Below are 19,353 nucleotides of genomic sequence, written 5' to 3'. Positions count from 1 at the left end.
TCAGGTGCCGACTTACCCTCCTTCTTAATCACTTCGCCTGTCATCACACGAAAGAAGGCGAATGCCCCTTTCCCCTCCGGGGTAGCCAGGAAGCCGTGTCGTTTCTTCGCGCAAACGTCCACATGCGGTCGATCGCTGGGTTCCGCCTGATCTCCTCTCCCACCGACGACATCACGGACGAGGCGACCCTGCCCTGCACCACCGGCGGCGGTGGTGGAAGTACCCGGATACTGTGCATGTGGCGCTTGTAGGCGCCCTGTTGAAGGGACTGATATGGCAGACCTGTTCACCGTGCGGGTTACCGTCCGGGGATATGAGACCGATACGCAGGGACACCTCAACGGGAATGTGTATCTGCAGCATGCGGAGCACGCGCGCTGGGAGTTGCTGCGGGCAGCCGGAATCGAGCAGAACGCACTGCTGGCGAAAGGAGTCGGCCCGGTCAATCTGGAGAGCACGATCCGGTACCACCGCGAGGTGGTCGCGGGTGACGATGTCGACATCACCTGCGCGTTCATCTTCGGCGAGGGCAAGTCGTTCCGGGTGGAGCAGACGTTCCACCGCACGGACGACAACACTCTGGTGGCCGAGGTCTTCAACGTCGGGGGTCTGCTCGACCTGAAGGCACGCAAGCTGGTCACCGACCCGCGCGAGTACTTCCGCGCCGTGGCCTCCGACCCTGGCGTGTTGGGCCTCTGACACGGTTTCGACGAACCGCGATGTCGCGGCCCGGACGGTGATCGGTCCGGAGCCCGTCGGGCACGTCCACAGGTGGTCGGGAGAACGGCCCGCCGGGTTCCCGTGGCGGTCCGGGAGAATCGTCACGTAGGACGCGCCGGAGTACGGGGAGTTGAAGGCCCCTTGCCGTGCCAGCATGAGGACCACGGGCCGTGCGGACTGCCCCGGCCCGGGCCGCCCTGTGTCTTCACGGCCCTCGAGCTGGGGCAACCGGTGTGGGCCCCCGTTTCTGGAGTGGCGATGGCAGACGTGCAACACCCCCTTGTCCATGCTGTCCGTGCTGTCCGTGCTGCGGGCGCCTTCCGCAGGTGGGCGCCTCCACCGGCGCTGACCGGGTTCCTGGTGCTGCTTGCGGTGATGTTCGCCCTCTCGTACGGCGTCGGATCAAGGGTCGGTCCCGTCGCGCCCGGCATGCACCCCACCGGCACCGGATCCGATGACGACTCCGACCCCCATGGGGACGGCGGCATGGGCGACATGCACTCCGGCGGTGAACGATGACGGCGGAACCGGCGAGCGCCCTGGCGACCACCGATCTGATCGTCAGCGGGATGACCTGCGCTGCCTGTGTGAACCGGGTGGAGAAGCGCCTCGCCAAGCTCGACGGGGTGAGTGCCTCGGTCAACCTCGCCACCGGCCGGGCCAGGGTGAGTCACCCCTCGGGCGTCACCGCGGAAGAGCTGGTCGCTGCTGTCGAACGCGCGGGCTACACCGCCGAACTGCCCCTGCCGCCCGAGCCGCAGGAGGACGCCCGGCCGTCGGAGTCGGCAGAGAAGGATGAGGGTGAGGAACGCCGGCGGCTGCTGATCACCGCGCTGCTGTGCGTGCCGGTCCTCGTGCTGTCCATGGTGCCCGCCCTCCAGTTCCGCAACTGGCAATGGCTGTGTTTGACACTGGCCGGCCCGGTGGTGGTCTGGAGTGCCTGGCCGTTCCATCTGCGTGCGGCGCGCGGGTTGCGTCACTCGACGGCCACCATGGACACCCTCGTCTCCCTCGGTGTGGTCGCCTCGTTCTCCTGGTCCGTGTATGCGCTGTTTCTCGGCGGCGCGGGTGATCCGGGGATGCGGATGCCGTTCACCCTGCTTCCCTCGGCGCGCGGGGATGTCGCGCACATCTATCTGGAGGCAGCGGTCGGCGTACCGCTGTTCGTGCTGATCGGCCGCTTCCTGGAAGCGCGTGCCCGCCGCGGCACGGGTGAGGCCCTGCGCTCACTGGCCGGGCTGGCCGCCAAGGACGTCACGGTCCGGGAGAACGGACAAGAGCGGCGGATCCCGATCGAACGCCTTGCGGTGGGAGCGGAGTTCATCGTCCGGCCCGGGGAACGCGTCGCCACCGACGGGGTCGTGGTCACGGGAAACTCGGCCCTGGACCTGTCCCTGGTCACCGGTGAGAGCGAGCCAGTCGAAGTCGGTCCGGGCCAGGCGGTGATCGGCGCTGCCGTCAACGCCGGGGGGCTGCTCGTCGTGCGGGCCACAGCGGTCGGTGCGGACACCCAGCTCGCCCGGATCACCCGCATGGTCACCGAAGCCCAGGCAGGCAAGGCCCGGGCCCAGCGCCTGGCCGACAGGGTGGCGGGCGTCTTCGTCCCGGTCGTACTGGCACTGGCTGTCACGGTCCTCGGCTTCTGGCTCGGTGCCGGAGCCGACCCGCAGGCGGCCGTCACCGCCTGCGTGGCGATACTCGTCGTCGCCTGCCCCTGCGCGCTCGGCCTGGCGACCCCGACCGCCCTGCTGGCCGCCACCGGCCGCGGCGCCCAGCTCGGCGTCCTGGTCAGCGGTCCTCAGGCTCTGGAGGCACTGCGCCACATCGACACTGTGGTCCTGGACAAGACCGGTACCCTCACGACCGGGCACATGACCGTCGCTCAGGTCACGCCGGTCACCGACGGCATCGGCCGGGAGGCCGCCCTCAGGCTGGCCGGTGCGGTGGAGCGGGGATCGGAGCATCCGCTGGGCCGCGCTCTGACCGCGTACGCGCAGCGGGCACTGCCCGAACGCCCGTTGCCCGAAGTGACCGGCTTCCGGGCGACTCCGGGCGCCGGGGTAACCGGCCTCGTCGACGGCCGCCGTGTCGAGGTGTGCGCCCCTGGCGACGGCCTTCCCGGGTCGCTGGCCCAGGCGCTGGCCGACGCCGAGGTGTCCGCGCTCACCCCGGTCCTGGTGCGGGTGGACGGCGTGGACGAGGCCCTCATCGCCCTGGGGGACGTCCTGCGACCCGGGAGCTACCGGGCCGTGGACCGGCTGAGGCGCTTGGGAGTGGAACCGGTCCTGGCCACCGGCGACCGCGATGCGGCAGCCCGCGCCGTGGCCGCTGAACTGGGCATCACCCAGGTGCACGCCCGCTGCACTCCCGAGGGCAAGGCGGACCTCGTACGGCAGTTGAAGGGTGAGGACCGTCAGGTCGCCGTGATCGGGGACGGTGTGAACGATGCCGCCGCGCTGGCCGGTGCCGATCTCGGCATGGCCATGGGAACGGGCACCGACGTGGCCATCGGGGCTGCCGATGTGACCTTGGTACGCGGCGACATCGAGGCGGTCGCCGACGCGGTCCGCCTCGCCCGGCGCACCTTGGGGACGATCCGCGTCAATCTCGTCTGGGCTTTCGGGTACAACGCGGTCACCGTGCCGCTGGCCGCGGTGGGCTGGCTCAACCCGATGGTCGCCGCCGCCGCGATGTCCGCCAGCTCGCTCCTGGTCGTGGGCAACAGCCTGCGGCTGCGGGCCTGGCGGCCCTCCCCACCGCGCCCGGCGTCCTCCGGAGCCCGTCGCGCTCGAGGAGGCGTTCGGTGACGACGACCCATTCCGTCCGGCCGGCTGCGGGAGAGGCCTGGAGGCCGAGCCGTCGGCGTCTGCGGGAAGGAATCCTCGCCGCACTCGCCCCCGTGGCCGCCTGCGCGGTGGCGCTGGGCGGGCTGACGGCCTGGACCCTTGCCGGAGGCGCCGGCAGTCCCCCACGCATCGAGGTCGGCGACCCGCGAATCTTCCTGCCCTACGGCGACAACGAGGACACCGCGGCGTTCTTCCGTATCACCAACAGCGGAGGAGCGGATGACCAGCTGATCGGGGTGACGTCCCCCGCCATCGAGAGCGCCATGCTGAGCCGCCACGAAAGTAACGGCAGCGGAGCCGACTTCATGCGTATGGTCGACTCGGTGGCCATCCCCGCGGGCGACACGCTGGTCATGTCACCGAGCACCATGGACGTGATGGTGAAGGTGAAGGCCCGCTGGCGGGTGGGCGACACCGTCCCGTTCGTTCTCCACTTCCGTCACAGCGGGCCGGTCGACACCGTGGTGGTCGTGGCCCGGCCCGGCAGCTGAGTCAGCCTCCCGGACCGGCCGCCACCCGCTTCACACGATCGCGAGGGAGTCCAGCTTGCCCGCCTTGGCCTCCTCGATGAGGGAGCCGAACTGGTCGGCACTCATCTGCACCTGCTGCCCGAAGTCATCGGTGATCACGATTCGGCGCTCCGCCGGAGCGGCCTCGTCGACGAACAGCTGAGGACAGCCGCAGCTGCAGTTACCGCAGAACGTCGCCACGGGCTCCAGAGAACTGATGTCGGTCATCGCACTCGTCCTTCCGTACGTGTCCGCCCGCAGAACGGCATCCCGCGACCCGGACGCCAAGGGAATGCCCGTTCGACGCCGGGCGCATGCACCGGGGAGACACACCACCGAAGCACACCACGGACGGCGTGTGCTTCCACTGCTTCCGATGGTGGGGGGATGACGGAAACCAGACCGCGTCCCGGTACGACTACCTGGGAGGGTCATGGCGCAAAGAGTGCCCCTGTGCTCCCGGGCAAGCGCGAACCACGGGAGTCGGGCGGCACAGTCCGTTCTCCCCGGAAACAGCCCGGCGCCCCGGGAACCGCGGCCGGCTCGGCTCCGACTACTCGACCGGCTTCGAGAACGGAACCGCGCATCCCCCGCGTACGCACGGCCGTGCGGTTCCGTACCCCACCGCATACCGCACCGAGGAGAGAAACACCATGCCGGAGCAGCGATACCACGTCACGGGCATGACCTGCGCCCACTGCGCCGACCACATCACCAGGGAGGTCACCCAGGTCTCCGGTGTGAGCGGCGTCAGCGTCGACCTCGCCGAAAACGCCGTCACCGTCAGCGGAACCGCGCTCGACGACACCCGGGTGCGCGCCGCGATCACCGAAGCGGGCTACGCCGTCCACGCCGCTCTGTAATGGCCGCAGCGTCGCAGTGGACGTACCCGGGGGACGACACAGCCAGTCGCACCCCGTGGCAACCGGCCGCCCTGCAGACCGACTTCGGATCCGCGCGGGAACCCGGCACGCCCGTCATCCGACTACTGCCGCGTGAGAGGGCGGCACCCCGCCGTACCGGGGCTACGGAGACTGAGGGGCGTGTGTGATGGGCGGGCTGGATATACGCATGCGGGGGGTTGCCTGCCGCCATGGCCGGGTCGAGGCCGTCGCGGACGTGGATCTGGAGATCGCCGCCGGTGAACGCGTGGCGCTGACCGGGACCAACGGTTCGGGCAAGACCACGCTGGTGCGTGCCGTCCTCGGCCTGCACCGGCAGGTGACCGGCTCGATCCTCGTCGGCGGCCGGGACACTCGTTCGCCGGCGGAATGGGCCTGGCGGCGCCGGGTCTGCGCCTGGATCCCCCAGAAGCCTGCTGTCGGCCGATTCCCCCTTCTCGGTGGGGAGTTGCTGGCCAGCAGCGCCGCACCGGTCCAGGCCGCCGAAGCCGCGACCCGGCTCGGTGTGGGACCACTGACCGAGCGGCCTGTGCACACTCTGTCCGGTGGCCAGTTGCAGCGGATGTATCTCGCGCGGGCGATCGGCTGTGTCGCCGCCGGGGCCGAGGTGCTCCTGGCCGACGAGCCCACCGCCGCCCTGGACTTCTCCGGCCAGGAGGAAGCGGCCGACGTCCTCACGGAGCTGCCGGTGACGCTGGTCGTCGTGACGCACGACCGGGCGCTGGCCGACCGCTGCGACCGGGTGCTGGAGATGGCAGCGGGCCGACTGCGGGAGGTCCGGTGACCCTCGCCACCGCCGACCTCGGCGAACTCCTGCGGCTCCTGCCCGTGCAGCGGGCCGGATTCGCCCTGCTGCTGGCGGCGGTCGGCCTGCCGGTGATCGGTGTGGTCATCGTCGGGCTGGACATCATGCCGGTCCGCTTCGCGATGATGCACGTCGCCCTGCTGGGCATCGCCGTCGGCCTCCTGAGCGGACTCGACCCGATGCTGTGCGCGCTGCTGGCCTGCGCCCTGGCCGGGGCCGGGGTCGCCCCGCTCGCCCGTACCCCGGACGGCCTGTCCGGTGCGATGGGCCTGCTGATGAGCCTCGCGATCGCGGCCGCGCTGCTGGTACTCGCCGTCTCCGGCGTCAACGCCTCCGGCGCCTTCGCCCTGCTGTGGGGGTCGATCCTGTCGGTGGGCACCGCGGACCTGATCGTCCTCGGGGTCCTCGCCGTCGTCGTACCCGGCCTGTTCTGGTGGCGGCGCCGCGATCTGGCGCTGCTGCTGTACGACCGCGAACTCGCCCAGTGCTCGGGTGTCCCGGTACGCGGACTGACCCTGGTTCTGCTGGTACTGGTCGCGGTCGCCGTCGCCGGGGCGATCAAGCTCACCGGTGCGCTGCTGGTCGATGCCCTGACCCTGCTGCCCGCACTCGCCGCGCGCCGCCTGGGCACCTCACTTAAGTCGATCACCACGTGGGCGGTCGGCATCGGCATCGCCGTGAACCTCACCGGGTTCCTCATCGCCCTCCGGCTGGACTGGCCACCCGGGCCGGTCCTCGTCCTGACCGCGGGGGCAGTCGTCCTCGCCGTCCATCTCATACCCGAACGGAGAATCAGCTCATGGCGCGCACCGGCGTCCGTATCACTTCCCTCCTCGCACTGAGCGCGTCCCTGGCCCTGGTCACGGGCTGCGGAAGCGACAGCGACTCCTCGTCCAAGAGCGGCACCGAAGGCAAGGAGAGCAAGCCGGTCGTGGTCGTCACCACCACGTGGGAAGGCGCCTTCGCGAGGGCCGCGGGCGCCGAGGACGTCAAGGTCATCGTGCCGCAGTCCGTGCACCACGCACCCGACTACGACCCGAAGCCCTCCGACCTCGCGGCAGTCGCCGAGGCCGACTTCGTGTTGTACGCCCCCTTCGAGCCGTACGCGGAGAAGATCAAGGAGGCCGCCGGCTCCGAGGCCGAGCTGGTCGAGGTGAATCTCGACAACGACGCCGACAAGGTCAAGGCCGAAGTCGCCCGGCTGGGCAAGCTGTTCGGCACCGAGGATGCCGCGGCGAAGTGGAAGACGACCTTCGACAGGGAGTACTCCAAGGTGTCCAAGGACCTCAAGGCCGCCTGGCCCGGCGGGAAGAGCCCGAACGTGGTCTCCCAGGTCTTCACCGCCTGGTCCGCGAAGCTGGCGGGCGCCACCACCGTGGGCACCTACGGGCCCGAGGCGGTCACTCCGGCACAGCTCGCGGAGCTCTCCAGGAAGAAGCCCGCCCTGGTCCTGGACAACGCCCATATGTCGACGGGAACGGTCCTGCCCGACTCGGGCGCGAAGCAGGTGAAGATCGTCAACTACCCCGGTGAGGATCTGGACCTCCTGCGGGTCTACCGCAACGCGGCGGTCGAGCTGAAGAAGGCCATGGCCTCGTCCTGACCCCGATGGTGCGGCAGGCGCGCCCCGCGCCTGCCCCCATGCCCGGGGGCAGTCCTTACGGGCTGCCCCCGGGCACGACAACCGCCCCTGGTCGCGCCGGTGACTGACCACTCGGCGCTGCCCGGCCCTGGGGCCGACCGATCTGCTCGGGTTCCTCGTCCCGGCCGTGACGGTCGGACTCGTTCGGCGGTCCGCACCCGCGGGGCGAAGAGCGGGGGGACATGAGTGTGTCCTCCCCCGGACGCCGGACACGAGGGCCCGGAGGGCGTGCCTCCGGGCCCTGGGCCCTCAGCCGGCCTGGGCGAGGGGTGCCGGGGTGGCCCCGGCCGCCGAAGAGTGCACGGCCAGGCGCTCCCCCAGAGCCGTACGGTCGGGCTTACCCGCCGGTGTCAGCGGCAACTCCCCGATCACCAGGAGGCGTTCGGGGTGCTTGCGTTGCTCCAGGCCTCGCGCCGTGAGGTGCTCGCAGAGCGACTCGAGCGTGGGGCCCTCCTCGGAGCGCGGCACGACGCAGGCCGCCAGCCGCTCCCCCATCAGCGCGTCGGGGACGCCGACGCACACGACGTCCCGGACCAGCGGGTGTGCGGACAGTTCCCGTTCCACCTCGGCGGGGCTGATGTTGGCTCCGCCCCGGATGACGACATCCTTGAGGCGTCCGACGACGTGCAGGACTCCGTCCTCGTCCAGGAAGCCGAGATCGCCGGTGCGTACCCAGCCGTCGGACGTGCGGTACCGGGCGTCGAGTTCGGGGGCGCCCACGTAGCACAAGGGTGTCATCGGGCCTCGGGCGATGATCTCACCGATGCCGCCCTGCGGTGTCTCTGCATGGGTGTGCGTGTCGGCGATGCGGATCTCGGCCACTCGGGGGTCGGGGTGCCCGGCGACCACGCCGGCGACGTCGGTGGGCGGGGTCCTGTTGTCCAGTCCGGTGTGGCAGTTGACGCCGTCGGCGGAACCGTAGAGGTTGACGACCGGGCAGCCGAACGCCTCCGCGGCACTGGTCGCGGTGGTCTCGTCAAGAGGCTCCCCGCCGAGGATCAGCGCAGTGGGCGCGGGCACCGACTCCCCCGTGGCATCGAGCCGTTCGAGCATCATGCGCACCATGGTGGGCACGCCGAGGATGTGCGTCGGCTCGTGCTCGCGTATCGCAGCGAGTGCGGCCTGCGGGGTGAACCGGTCGAGCAGGACGAGTGTCCCGCCGTGCCGGGCGAGGGCGACCGACGTGCCGTTGGAGCCGAAGGCGGAGGCGAGCGGCACCAGGAACAGACAGCGCGGCGGGGTTCTGTCAGGGATGAGGGAGGCGAGGAAGTTGCCGCGTCCGCCCGCGAGCGCGTTGTGCGAGTAGGCGACCATCTTGGGCTCGGCCTCCGAGCCGGACGACACGAGGATCCGGGCGGCGCTTTCGGGATCCGGCCGGGCAGGAACGAACCCGCTCGGGTCGGAGCGCAGCAGCACGGACAGCGGAATCGTTCCGTCAGGGACATCTCCCGGCCCCACGGCGATGACGTGCCGCAGGGCGGGCAGCGCCCTGGACAGGGACTGCAGGTCGGCGGCGTGGTGGTCGCCCCGGTGCTCGACGGCCGCGATGACGGCGACGGCCCCCGCGCGGCGGAGCAGGCATTCGGCCTCCAGGCCGCCCCGGCCGACGGGGAAGGGCAGGGTGACAGCGCCGAGGGCGGCAAGCGCCAGGTCGGCGATGACGGCGTTGCGGTTGTTGGGAAGCTGAACGCCGACCACGTCACCAGGGCGTATGCCGAGGTCTCCGAGGCCGGTGGCCAGACTTCGCACCTTGCGGTCCAGGGCTGTGTAGCAGAGCTTGCCCTTGGCATCGAGGACGGCGGTGCGGTGCAGGTCCGCGATCTGGCGGGCCCGGAAGAGGCTGTAGAGGTCGAGGTCGGGGCAGGTGCCGTCGATCACCCAGGAGCGGCGGAGGTCGGCGGGCAGCAGGTCGTGCAGGTCGACGGTCACGTGAAGCTCCAGGGGTCGGGAACGGCGGGGGCACCATGCGCGTCGCGGCTGATCGAACCGGCGAAGCGCGGATCGTTGTGCAGATCGGCGAGATCGGTGGTGACCGCGGTGGCGGTCAGGCCGTGCTCGCCCAGCAGTGTCAGGGCCTCGGCGGTGGGCATGTTGCGCAGGTCGTACGCACCGGCGGCGGCTGCACAGATATCGGCGGGGGCTATCCAGCCGTCCGCGGTACGCAGAGGCCGGCGGAACCCGGCCGGCCGTCTCGCGTCCGCTCCGGCCGCGGCACGGCGCAGTGCGGGGGCGGTGAGGACATCGGCCGCCCCCAGCAGGGAGGAGTCCACGCGGACGCCGCGGCCGGTGCGCTCGCGCAGCAGCAGCCCGGCGAGCACTGCCTCGGTGCCGAGGAGTCCGCCCATGACGTCGAGCAGGGTCATCAGCGACGGCGCGGGCGGTTCGTCGGCCGGGCGGGCGGCTTCCCCGACTCCGGTGCGGGCCTGGACCATGAAGTCCGTGCCCATCGGGGCGTCGGCCATCCGGCCGGCCCAGCCGCTGGTGTACGCGTACACCAGCCCAGGATTGACCTCGGCCAGCGCGTCGCGGTCGAGGCCGAGTTGAGCGGCCTTGCCGGGGGCCCAGTTGTGCAGGAAGACATCGGCCCCGGCAGCCAGCTCCCGCACGCGACGCCGGCCCTGAGAAGACTTGATGTCCACTTCGACGGCCTTCTTGCCGCGGTTGAGCGCGAGCCACCGGGCGGAGACGCCGGAACAGGCGGGGGGCATCCCGCGCAGCGGGTCACCGCCCGGCGGCTCGATACGGATCACGTCCGCACCGAGCCGTCCCAGGAGGTGTGCGGCGAGCGGGGCCTGAATACGGCGGCCGGCCTCCAGCACGGTCAGTCCCGCCAGCGGCCGTGCGGCAGCCGGGGGTGGCGCCGGCGGACGGGGGCCGAACGTGTGCGAGGTCAGTGACCACGCGGCGCCGCCGTCGTGTTCGGCGGCACGTTCCGCCAGTGTCCGCAGTGGGCAGACCTCGGCGCCGGAGGCGGACGCCGCCTGCCGGATGCGCTGCCAGGACCGGGCGCGTGTGGTGGCGTGCAGCACCTGCGGGAAGGGCGCGCATGCCGTTGCGTACCGGAACTGGAAGGGCCGCCAGCCTGCCCGTATCGCGTCGGCAGGCGCGTCCAGGGCCCGCCAGAATGCGGCCCACGCACCCGGGTCCAGGGTCTCGAGTTCGAAGAGAGTGCCGTCGGCGGCGGTGAACGGCGGCCCGCCCGCCGCGAGTTCGGTCGCCTCGCCCTCGTCGGCCCCGGTCGCGGCCAGGTACTGGGAGACGGCCAGCAGCCCGGCCCGCCCGGCGCTTGTGGCCACCCGTGTCGCGGACGCGCCGCGGGCCTGCCCCACCAGTCCGGCCAGCAGGCCCTGCACGGTGAGTACGGCCGTGGCGGTGGCAGCGTAGTCGACCGCCAGGCCACGCGGCTCTCCGTCGCGCCGCCCGTGCACGGCCATGATGCCGGTGCCGGCCTGCACGGTGGCCTCGTCGGTGATTCCGCTCGTCGGATCCGCCCATGTCACCCCGGCTTCCTGAGGTCCGAAACCGTCGCCGGTCAGCGCGATCCGCGTGCTGTGGGCGGTGCGCGAAGTGGCCGGCTCCGAGTCCGTCCAAGCTCCCAGGAGCCGCAGGTGCTCGCAGACGAGGCCGGTCGGTTCGGGCGGTCCGGAGGTGTCGAGCCGCAGTCCGTCGAGCGGCCGGACCGTCTGCGTGGTGGCTGGTGACGCCATGCCTCTCCTCTCCTGGCGCGGCGGTGGCCGGCGCATGGGGATGTGCGGAACGCGGGAACCAGGTCGCCTTCACGCCCGACCAGTTCCACGGGAAGGCAGTCGGACTGTCGTTCCCATGGGTTCCCGGCAGACTGGAGCAATGTGGTGGAGAGCCGAGGCCGAGTGGCGGTCGGACTTCCTGAATGTCCGCCCGAAACAGCCGATGTGAGGGTCCGGGTGGCGGAGTTCGTCCGCAGCCGGGTGATGCCGTGCGAGCCCGTACTGGACGCGGGCGGCCCGAGCGCCGCGGCCGCCCTGCGTGATCTTCGCACCCAGGCCAGGGAACAGGGCTTGTGGGCCTTGCCGTTGCCCGCCGATCTGGGCGGTCAGGGGCTTGCCCTGCCGCAGTACGCCCCACTGGCGGAGACCGAGGGAGCGAGCGACCACGGGCCGGCCGCCCTGGGCTCCGCACCGATGCTCGACGTACTGATGCTGCGACGCCACGGCAGCGCGAGGATCCAGGATCTCTATCTCAAGCGGCTGACGGCCGGGGAGCTGCGGATCTGCTACGCGATGACCGAACCGGACGTCCCAGGCACCGACCCCCTCATGACCGGGAGCAGCGCCGTGCGGGAGGCGGACGGGAGCTGGACCGTCACCGGCCGCAAGTGGTTCGTCTCCGGCGCCGGCGAAGCCGACCTGGTCACCGTCCTTGCCCGGACCGATGGATCACCCGCGGACCGCGAAGGACTGTCCCTCCTCCTCGTTCCCACCGACTCCGCCGGCTTCCGCGTCGTACGCGAACTGCCCGTCCTCGGTGCGGGCGGCCAATGGGAGATCGAACTGGACCATGTCACGGTCCCCGGCGACCACCTGGTCGGCGAACGCGGCCAGGCTCTGGCCGTCGCGGGGGAACGGCTCCAGCTGGGCCGGACGCTGCGCTGTCTGCGCTGGCTCGGTCAGGCACAGCGGGCGTTCGACCTGATGTGCCATCGCGCCAACTCCCGTGCCGGGGCACGTGGTTCGCTCGGTGGCCACCAACTGGTCCAGCAGCATGTCTTCGAGTCGCTGCTCGCTCTGCGCACCACCCGCCCGCTGGTTCACGAAGCCGTGGCACTCATCGACGCCGGGCGTGACGCCCACATCGAGGTGGGCCTGGCCAAGGTCGCCGCGGCCAGGATGCTCCAGCAGGTGGCGGACGCCGCCGTACAGGTCCACGGCGCGGCAGGACTCGGGCCGGACACACCGCTGGCCGCGCTCTTCCGCGGCGGCCGCGCCGCCCGCATCCTCGACGGCCCGGACGAGCTGCACATCACGTCCGTCGCCCGCCGGGTGCTGCGCACCTCGTGAACCGGCGGCCGGCTACACCGCCCGGACATCGACCAGGCCGGTGAGAGCGGCCAGGCCGAGGGCCAGGAAGAAGTCGCCCCACACCAGTTCGTGCCGTACGGCGGTTCCCCGTCCGGCGTCGTAGCAGCCGTCCAGCAGCATGCCGGCCGGACGGGTCCCGTCCGGCCGGGAGAGGTGCGCGCTGACGAGCCGGTCCAGAATCGCGACGGCGCGGCAGGAGTACTCCGCCACCCGGGGTCCCGGCAGACGGGCGAGCTTCAGCAACGCGACCGCTGTGATCGCGGCGGCCGAGGTGTCCAGCGGGCCGTCGGGCCGCGCCTCGTCGGCGGGCGGAACGATTCCTGCGGCGGCCCCCGGCCGCGGGGCGGCCAACTGCGCTGCCACGGCCTCCAAACGGGCCGGCTCCCACCCGGCGGAGCCGGGGCGGTGCAACGCCTCGGCCACCGCGAGCAGGAGCCATGCCCTCCCCCGGCTCCAGCCGGGCGGCGGATCATCACACGCCTGCCATCCCTTGTCCGCCGCGAAGCGCAGGGCCGGTACCGGCAGTTCGTCGCCCAGGCACAGCTCGATGTGCCGGTGGAGGTGGGACGCCGCTGCCGCTGCCCCCTCGAGCCCAGCGGCGGCGAGCAGCGGCACCATCCCGGGAACCCCGTCCACCCGGGCCAGTAGCCTGGGGCCACCGAACGCGGATCCCCAAGGCACCAGGCCGAGTTCACGGTCCACTGCGTCCAGGCAGGCCCGGGCCGCCCGCGTGCGCAGCTCGTCCGCCGCGGCATCGCCGACGGCCAGAGCGGTTCCGTACCAGAGGATCAGGCCGCGGGTGACGGTGTCGGCCTCCACCCACCCGGCCAGCCGCGCCGTGCACGCAGAGGCCAGGGCCCGGTCGGCCGCGTCGCCGGTGTGCCGGGCCCGCAACCACAGCAGTCCGGCCCAGAACCCACCGGTCCACGACCCACGGCCGCTGGTCACCCAGCGGCCTGTGTCCGGGTCGGCGAACAGGGGGAAGCGACGGCCGACTTCGGCTCCGGTGACGGCAACCCGGTCGAGGACGGCCGCCAGTGCGCGCCCGGCCCAGTCCGCCGAGGTCACGCCGCGCTCACCGCACGCTGCCGCCGCTCCCGTACCGCCCAGGTCATCGCGACAGCGCAGGCTGCCGCGAACTCGGCGGCGACCAGCAGCCAGGCAGGTCCGTAGTGACCGGCTTCCGCGAGTACGCCGAAGACCGGCGGCCCGATGGCGAAGCCGGCGAAGAACCCGGCGGAGACGAGCGCCGAGTCCTGCCCCGCCCGGCCGGGGGCGGCGCGCTGCATGACCAGCACCATGGAGACGGCGTTGCCCGAAACAGCGAACACCCCCACCGCCAACGCCGCCATCCATACCAGCGGGTGCACGAGCAGCGCGGCAGCCAGGAGCAGGGCTGCCGCGACCGCACCCGCCGCGAGCCATCCCGGCAGCCATTCGGCGCGACCCGGGCGGGCGGCCTTCGACCAGCCCACCCGTCCCACGATCCCCGCCACGCCCAGCACGGCCACGAGGGCACCGGCCACGGTGGGTTCCATACCGAGTTCCTGCGCCCCGAACAGCGCCAGGTAAGTGTTGACGGACGCGATTCCGCAGCCCAGCAGGAGGGAGAAGACAACCAGCCAGGCGATGGCTCCCCGCGGCACCGACGACGGCCGCGGACCCGCCGCCTTCGCCGGAGGATCGGCAGGCAGCACACGCCGCGCCCAAAGGGCCACCAGCAGCGCCGCGCCGGACGCCGTCCACAGCGCGCCACGCCAGCCGACGCCCGCGGCCAGCGCCGCCAAGGGCAGCCCGGCCGCGAACGCACCCAGCTGCACCCCCGACTGCTTCATCCCGGTCACCGAGCCCCGGCGAACCGGCGGAACGGCGGCCAGAATCGCCTTGTTGGTCGCCGGATTGGCCAGCGCCTGAGGCAGACCGCCCAGCGCGACCGCCACGAGCAGGAAGCCGGCACCGGGCGCCGCACCGATCAGCGCCAGCGCGGCGGCGGACACCAGGAGCAGCACAACGAGCCCGCGCCTCGGGCCTATCCGGTCCACGATCCGCCCGCCCGCGGGGGACAGTACCGCCGCGGTCCCGAACCCGATCGTCGTGGTCAGACCCAACACCGTCGGCGAGATGTTCAGTTCGCCCACCAGGCGCGGGCCGAGCGCTCCGAGCAGGAAGAGCTGCAGCATCGAGAACGCCATGGCGCAGGTGAGCAGCGCCGTCAGCCGGCCATCCGTTCCTGCCGCCGACACCGTCGACGCCCCCTGCTGTGCCCCCACCGATGTCTCCGTTCCACGCAACTGGACGCCCTCCGGGCCACGTCAGGAGTCGGCTCGGTCAACACTGTGGTTCCCTGGGTCTGTTGTGGCGTGCGCCACATACTTCGGGTGAGGTCGCCACCGGAAAACCTCGTACCCACCCGTGCCGACCGCGAAGGGGATGCGAGGATGAATCCGCCATGACTCCGGGTCGATGTTGTCGCGCGGTACGGGCTGCGGTGTTCGCGGCCACCTGTGTGCTGCTCGCGACTCTCGGCCACATCCTCATGTCGGGGGCGGTCCTCCCCTGGTGGGCCGTGTCCGCCGCGTTCGCCGCCACGGCGGCGACGGCCTGGGCCCTCGCCGACCGGCAACGCGGTGTTCTCGTCGTGACGTCGACAGCCGTCGCCGCCCAGGCGGCACTGCACACCGGGTTCTCGATGGCCCAGGCCGCGGTACATCCTTCGGTCTCCGACAGTGCCTCCTTCGCCCGGCAAGGGGCCCGGCTCCTGCTCGGCGGGGCGAGCGCCTCCGGCGCTCCCACTCGCTCCGAATCCGTGCGGATCATGACGGAAGGGGGGCAGGGCCACCACCTGCACCTGCCCTCCGGCACCTCAGGCCTGGCCCTGACGGACAGCACGACACTGTCCACCGGGCACGACATGGGCAGCATGTCCCCGGCCGGGATGCTGGCCGCCCACCTGCTGGCCGCGCTCCTGTGCGGCCTCTGGCTCGCGTACGGAGAGCAGGCCGCCTTCCGCCTCCTGCGCACGTTCGCCGGATGGCTCGCCGCCCCGCTGCGCCTGCTGTTCCGCCTTCCCGCGCCACCTCACCGGCCACGCGTCCGCGTCCGCCGTGACCGCAGGGCCCGCCTGCTGAGGCAGCTCCTGCTCACCCACGCCATCACCTCACGGGGTCCACCCTCCGGAACCGCTGTCATCTGACAGCCGGTTTCCCGAACGCGCCGGTGACCCGCCGAGCGCCTCGGGCATCGGTACTGCCGATCGGCGGTGCCGTACCACTCACCGGCCCCGCCCCACCGCGCGGTGCCGTATCCCGGATTCCCCGAAGGACATCAGACGATGACGCCTGCCCTGCCCTCACGCCGAGCCACCCCCGACGAGAAGCCATCACGTCACACACACGGCTTGGACGAACCGGTGACGCGCCTGGCACTCGCCGCACGGGACGGTGCCCCCCGCGCCGTGGACCGTTTCGTACTCGCCCTGCATCGCGACGTCTGGCGCTACGTGGCGTACCTCAGCGGCGACCCGCAAGCAGCCGACGACCTCACCCAGGACACCTTCTTGCGCGCCCTGCGCAGCCTGCACCGGTTCGAGGGCCGTTCCTCGGCCCGTACCTGGCTGCTCTCCATCGCCCGGCGCACTGTGGTGGACAGCCTCCGCTACAACGCCGCCCGCCCCAAGGTGTCGGACAGGGACGACTGGCAGTCCGCCGCCGAGCAGTCACAGCCACGCGGCCTGCCCGGCTTCGAGGACGGAATCGCGCTCGCCGAACTTCTGGCGCTGCTCCCGTCGGAGCGTCGCGAAGCGTTCGTACTCACCCAACTCCTCGGCCTGCCCTACGCGGAGGCCGCCGCGACCATCGGCTGCCCGATCGGCACCGTACGCTCACGCGTGGCCCGCGCCCGCACCTCCCTGATCGAGCTGCTGAGGGAGGCCGACGCTCCCCCCGCTCAGGGCCGGCCGGCACAGCCGGTCCCGGGCCGTCCCGCTGCCGATCGAGCACAGGCCCTCATCGCCGCTGCGGCCTGAGGACACACGGAGTTCCACCACCGAGGGGTGCTGATGTCACCGCCGTCCGTCAGCACCCCTCGGCGCTCAGGAGCGTGTGGTCGCCGGCCGTGCCCTCGGGTGTCTCGTCGGCGAGGGAGGACAGCTGGGCGGCGTCCGCCAGCTCGGCCTCCGTGACGCCCTTGACCGGGACGAACTCGGCGGCCTGACGGTTGCCCAGGGTGATGGTTCCGGTCTTGTCGAGCAGCAGCGTCGACACATCGCCTGCGGCTTCCACCGCACGCCCGGACATCGCGAGCACATTGCGCTGGACGAGCCGGTCCATGCCGGCGATACCGATCGCGGACAGCAGGGCGCCGATGGTGGTCGGGATCAGGCAGACCAGCAGCGCGACGAGCACGATCATCGACTGCTCGGCTTCCGCGTAGATCGCGAACGGCTGCAGTGTGACGACCGCGAGCAGGAAGACGATGGTCAGCGAGGCGAGCAGAATGTTGAGTGCGATCTCGTTGGGTGTCTTCTGCCGGGCGGCCCCCTCGACGAGGGCGATCATCCGGTCGATGAAGGTCTCGCCCGGCTTCGTGGTGATCCTGACGACGATGCGGTCGGACAGCACCTTCGTACCGCCGGTGACGGCGCTTCGGTCGCCGCCCGACTCCCGGATGACCGGGGCCGATTCACCGGTGATGGCGGACTCGTCGACGCTTGCGACTCCCTCGACGACGTCACCGTCGCCGGGGATGATGTCGCCCGCCTCACAGACCACCAGGTCCCCGATGCGCAGTTCGGTGCCGGGAACCCGCTCCTCGGTCCTGCCGACGAGCCGCCGCGCGACCGTGTCGGTCTTGGCCTTGCGCAGAGTGTCGGCCTGCGCCTTGCCGCGGCCTTCGGCCACCGCCTCCGCCAGGTTGGCGAAGATCGTGGTCAGCCACAGCCAGGCCGCGATCGCCCAGCCGAACCAGTCGCCCGGGTCCTGCAGCGCCAGGACGGTGGTCAGCACCGATCCCACCAGGACGACGAACATCACGGGCGACTTGACCATCACCCGCGGGTCGAGCTTGCGTATCGCGTCGGGGAACGAGGTGAGCAGCTGCCTGGGGTCGAACAGACCCCCGCCGACGCGGCTGCTGTCCGGCTTGTGGACGGTGGACACATCGGTGTGCGGCGCCCGGGTCGCGGTGGCGGTGGACACGGAGCCGGGCTCCTCTTGCTTCGTGATGCCGAGGGTCATGACGCCAGCCCCTCGGCGAGCGGGCCCAGCGCCAGGGCCGGGAAGTAGGTCAGACCGGTGATGACCAGAATCGTGCAGACCTGCAGCCCGGTGAAGAGCGGCTCGGCGGTCCGCAGGGTGCCTGCCGTCGCCGGGGGACCGGTTTCTGCTCGGCGAGCGAGCCGGCCAGCGCCAGGACGAACACGATCGGCAGGAAACGGCCGAGCAGCATCGCGAGTCCGAGCGTGGTGTTGAACCACTGGGTGTCGGCGTTCAGACCCGCGAAGGCCGAGCCGTTGTTGTTGCCGGCCGAGGTGTAGGCGTAGAGCATCTCGGAGAAGCCGTGCGCACCACTGTTGGTCATCGAATTGACCGGCGTCGGCAGCGCCATCGCGGCGGCGGTGAAGCAGAGCACCAGCGTGGGGGTGATGAGGATGTAGCAGGCCGCGAGCTTGATCTCGCGGATGCCGATCTTCTTGCCCAGGTACTCGGGGGTACGGCCCACCATCAGACCGGCGATGAACACCGCGATGATCGCCATGATCAGCATGCCGTAGAGGCCGGAACCGGTGCCGCCGGGCGCGATCTCGCCCAGCTGCATGCCGAGCATGGTGATCCCGCCGCCGAAGCCGGTGAAGGACGAGTGGAAGGAGTTGACCGCACCGGTCGAGGTGAGCGTGGTGGCTACCGCGAAGATCGACGAACCGCCGATGCCGAAGCGGGTCTCCTTGCCCTCCATGGCACCGCCGGCGATCTCGAACGCCGGGCCGCCGTGGTGGAACTCGGTCCACATCATCAGCGCCGTGAAACCGATCCAGATGGTCGCCATCGTGGCGAGGATCGCGTAGCCCTGCTTGATGCTGCCGACCATCTTTCCGAAGGTCCGGGTCAGCGCGAACGGAATCAGCAGGATCAGGAAGATCTCGAACAGGTTGGTGAAACCGTTCGGGTTCTCGAAGGGGTGGGCGGAGTTGGCGTTGAAGTAGCCGCCTCCGTTGGTGCCCAGCTCCTTGATGGCCTCCTGCGAAGCGATCGCACCGCCGTTCCACTGCTGCGAGCCGCCCATGAACTGGCCGACCTCGTGGATCCCGGCGAAGTTCTGGATGGCACCCGCGGCGACCAGCACGATCGCGCCGATAACCGAGATCCGCAGCAGGATCCGCACGGTGCCGCGTACCAGGTCGGCCCAGAAGTTGCCCAGCTCACCGGTACGCGAGCGGGCGAAACCGCGGACCGGTGCCACCGCCACCGCGATGCCCACGGCGGCCGAGACGAAGTTCTGCACCGCCAGGCCGCCGGTCTGCACGACGTGGCCCATGGCCTGCTCGCCGTAGTACGACTGCCAGTTGGTGTTCGACACGAACGACGCGGCAGTGTTGAACGCCTGGTCCGGATCGATCGAGGAGAAGCCCAGCGAGCCGGGCAGCGAGCCCTGGACACGCTGCAGCAGGTAGAGGAAGAGAACGCTGACCGCGGAGAAGGCGAGCACACCGCGCAGATACGCGGCCAGCGCATCTCGGCGTTCGGGTCGGCGCCGATGGCCTTGTAGATCCGCTTCTCCCACCGCAGATGCTTGGTGGAGGAGTAGACCCGGGCCATGTGGTCGCCGAGCGGACGGTACGCCAGAGCCAGCGCGGCGATCAGCGCGAGCAGCTGCAG

The 19,353-nt window shown here is 71.3% G+C and carries 16 protein-coding genes and 2 pseudogenes; 11 read left to right on the top strand and 7 right to left on the bottom strand.

Features of this window, described 5'->3' with window-relative positions; translation table 11 throughout:
- Window positions 1-273 precede the first annotated feature (273 nt).
- The 4 genes from ACFYWI_RS25670 (at window position 274) to ACFYWI_RS25655 (ending at window position 4,057) form a co-directional block, all read left to right on the top strand.
- Window positions 274-699, top strand: a complete 426-nt coding sequence (locus ACFYWI_RS25670; RefSeq protein ID WP_389236824.1) for an acyl-CoA thioesterase — start codon at window positions 274-276, stop codon at window positions 697-699.
- A gap of 279 nt (window positions 700-978) precedes the next feature.
- On the top strand, window positions 979-1,239 hold the full coding sequence (locus ACFYWI_RS25665) for a hypothetical protein (RefSeq protein ID WP_389236822.1): 261 nt from the start codon (window positions 979-981) through the stop codon (window positions 1,237-1,239).
- Entirely contained in the window at window positions 1,236-3,527 is a 2,292-nt protein-coding gene (locus ACFYWI_RS25660) for a heavy metal translocating P-type ATPase (protein ID WP_389236820.1), read from the top strand. The genes ACFYWI_RS25665 and ACFYWI_RS25660 overlap by 4 nt, the downstream gene beginning before the upstream one ends.
- A complete protein-coding gene (locus ACFYWI_RS25655; protein WP_389236818.1) occupies window positions 3,524-4,057 on the top strand; it encodes a copper chaperone PCu(A)C in 534 nt (177 codons plus the stop codon). Before ACFYWI_RS25660 ends, ACFYWI_RS25655 begins: the two co-directional genes overlap by 4 nt.
- A gap of 30 nt (window positions 4,058-4,087) precedes the next feature.
- On the opposite strand, the gene ACFYWI_RS25650 is transcribed toward ACFYWI_RS25655, so the two are convergent.
- Window positions 4,088-4,303, bottom strand: coding sequence for a hypothetical protein (locus tag ACFYWI_RS25650; RefSeq protein WP_389236816.1), 216 nt, complete (start codon window positions 4,301-4,303; stop codon window positions 4,088-4,090).
- Window positions 4,304-4,728: 425 nt separating this feature from the next.
- Between ACFYWI_RS25650 and ACFYWI_RS25645 the strand changes: the two genes are divergently transcribed.
- From ACFYWI_RS25645 to ACFYWI_RS25630, 4 genes are all read left to right on the top strand, one after another.
- Window positions 4,729-4,938, top strand: a complete 210-nt coding sequence (locus tag ACFYWI_RS25645) for a heavy-metal-associated domain-containing protein (RefSeq protein ID WP_389236814.1) — start codon at window positions 4,729-4,731, stop codon at window positions 4,936-4,938.
- A gap of 187 nt (window positions 4,939-5,125) precedes the next feature.
- Window positions 5,126-5,761, top strand: a complete 636-nt coding sequence (locus tag ACFYWI_RS25640; RefSeq protein ID WP_389236812.1) for a metal ABC transporter ATP-binding protein — start codon at window positions 5,126-5,128, stop codon at window positions 5,759-5,761.
- Window positions 5,758-6,624: a metal ABC transporter permease gene (locus tag ACFYWI_RS25635; RefSeq protein ID WP_389236810.1), complete on the top strand. Its 867-nt coding sequence runs from the start codon at window positions 5,758-5,760 to the stop codon at window positions 6,622-6,624. The genes ACFYWI_RS25640 and ACFYWI_RS25635 overlap by 4 nt, the downstream gene beginning before the upstream one ends.
- A complete protein-coding gene (locus ACFYWI_RS25630; protein ID WP_389236808.1) occupies window positions 6,582-7,385 on the top strand; it encodes a metal ABC transporter solute-binding protein, Zn/Mn family in 804 nt (267 codons plus the stop codon). The genes ACFYWI_RS25635 and ACFYWI_RS25630 overlap by 43 nt, the downstream gene beginning before the upstream one ends.
- Window positions 7,386-7,673: 288 nt before the next feature.
- Here ACFYWI_RS25630 and ACFYWI_RS25625 read toward each other — a convergent pair whose 3' ends face one another.
- Window positions 7,674-9,353, bottom strand: coding sequence for a class I adenylate-forming enzyme family protein (locus ACFYWI_RS25625; protein ID WP_389236806.1), 1,680 nt, complete (start codon window positions 9,351-9,353; stop codon window positions 7,674-7,676).
- On the bottom strand, window positions 9,350-11,131 hold the full coding sequence (locus ACFYWI_RS25620; RefSeq protein WP_389236804.1) for a CoA transferase: 1,782 nt from the start codon (window positions 11,129-11,131) through the stop codon (window positions 9,350-9,352). Before ACFYWI_RS25620 ends, ACFYWI_RS25625 begins: the two co-directional genes overlap by 4 nt.
- 162 nt (window positions 11,132-11,293) lie before the next feature.
- On the opposite strand from ACFYWI_RS25620, the gene ACFYWI_RS25615 reads away from it, so the two are divergent.
- A complete protein-coding gene (locus ACFYWI_RS25615) occupies window positions 11,294-12,460 on the top strand; it encodes an acyl-CoA dehydrogenase family protein (protein WP_389237041.1) in 1,167 nt (388 codons plus the stop codon).
- 12 nt (window positions 12,461-12,472) lie between these two features.
- On the opposite strand, the gene ACFYWI_RS25610 is transcribed toward ACFYWI_RS25615, so the two are convergent.
- Window positions 12,473-13,549, bottom strand: coding sequence for a sugar ABC transporter permease (locus tag ACFYWI_RS25610; RefSeq protein ID WP_389236802.1), 1,077 nt, complete (start codon window positions 13,547-13,549; stop codon window positions 12,473-12,475).
- Entirely contained in the window at window positions 13,546-14,673 is a 1,128-nt protein-coding gene (locus tag ACFYWI_RS25605) for an MFS transporter (RefSeq protein ID WP_389237039.1), read from the bottom strand. The genes ACFYWI_RS25610 and ACFYWI_RS25605 overlap by 4 nt, the downstream gene beginning before the upstream one ends.
- A 257-nt stretch (window positions 14,674-14,930) precedes the next feature.
- Between ACFYWI_RS25605 and ACFYWI_RS25600 the strand changes: the two genes are divergently transcribed.
- The gene (locus tag ACFYWI_RS25600) at window positions 14,931-15,674 is read left to right on the top strand and encodes a hypothetical protein (RefSeq protein WP_389236800.1); all 744 of its coding nucleotides are present in this window, start codon (window positions 14,931-14,933) and stop codon (window positions 15,672-15,674) included.
- A gap of 138 nt (window positions 15,675-15,812) precedes the next feature.
- Complete coding sequence (locus tag ACFYWI_RS25595) at window positions 15,813-16,505, top strand: sigma-70 family RNA polymerase sigma factor (RefSeq protein WP_389236798.1); 693 nt, start codon at window positions 15,813-15,815, stop codon at window positions 16,503-16,505.
- A 91-nt stretch (window positions 16,506-16,596) separates the two neighbouring features.
- On the opposite strand, the pseudogene ACFYWI_RS25590 reads toward ACFYWI_RS25595, so the two are convergent.
- A pseudogene (locus ACFYWI_RS25590) lies at window positions 16,597-17,715 on the bottom strand (HAD-IC family P-type ATPase); the annotation flags it as partial.
- A pseudogene (gene kdpA, locus ACFYWI_RS25585) lies at window positions 17,712-19,183 on the bottom strand (potassium-transporting ATPase subunit KdpA). The pseudogenes ACFYWI_RS25590 and kdpA, both read right to left, overlap by 4 nt.
- Window positions 19,184-19,353: the final 170 nt, after the last annotated feature.

The organism is Streptomyces sp. NPDC002889 (assembly GCF_042888425.1).
In the GTDB taxonomy this organism is placed as follows: domain Bacteria; phylum Actinomycetota; class Actinomycetes; order Streptomycetales; family Streptomycetaceae; genus Streptomyces.
Note: the sequence above shows the minus strand (reverse complement) of the source record. Positions and strands in the feature narration are given on the sequence as shown.

Bases quoted from the DNA above. Each gene is read 5' to 3' on its own strand.
- ACFYWI_RS25670 (WP_389236824.1), top strand. From the start codon at position 274: ATGGCAGACCTGTTCACCGTGCGGGTTACCGTCCGGGGATATGAGACC.
- ACFYWI_RS25665 (WP_389236822.1), top strand. From the start codon at position 979: ATGGCAGACGTGCAACACCCCCTTGTCCATGCTGTCCGTGCTGTCCGT.
- ACFYWI_RS25660 (WP_389236820.1), top strand. From the start codon at position 1,236: ATGACGGCGGAACCGGCGAGCGCCCTGGCGACCACCGATCTGATCGTC.
- ACFYWI_RS25650 (WP_389236816.1), bottom strand. From the start codon at position 4,303: ATGACCGACATCAGTTCTCTGGAGCCCGTGGCGACGTTCTGCGGTAAC.
- ACFYWI_RS25645 (WP_389236814.1), top strand. From the start codon at position 4,729: ATGCCGGAGCAGCGATACCACGTCACGGGCATGACCTGCGCCCACTGC.
- ACFYWI_RS25640 (WP_389236812.1), top strand. From the start codon at position 5,126: ATGGGCGGGCTGGATATACGCATGCGGGGGGTTGCCTGCCGCCATGGC.
- ACFYWI_RS25630 (WP_389236808.1), top strand. From the start codon at position 6,582: ATGGCGCGCACCGGCGTCCGTATCACTTCCCTCCTCGCACTGAGCGCG.
- ACFYWI_RS25620 (WP_389236804.1), bottom strand. From the start codon at position 11,131: ATGGCGTCACCAGCCACCACGCAGACGGTCCGGCCGCTCGACGGACTG.
- ACFYWI_RS25605 (WP_389237039.1), bottom strand. From the start codon at position 14,673: ATGGCGTTCTCGATGCTGCAGCTCTTCCTGCTCGGAGCGCTCGGCCCG.
- ACFYWI_RS25600 (WP_389236800.1), top strand. From the start codon at position 14,931: ATGACTCCGGGTCGATGTTGTCGCGCGGTACGGGCTGCGGTGTTCGCG.
- ACFYWI_RS25595 (WP_389236798.1), top strand. From the start codon at position 15,813: ATGACGCCTGCCCTGCCCTCACGCCGAGCCACCCCCGACGAGAAGCCA.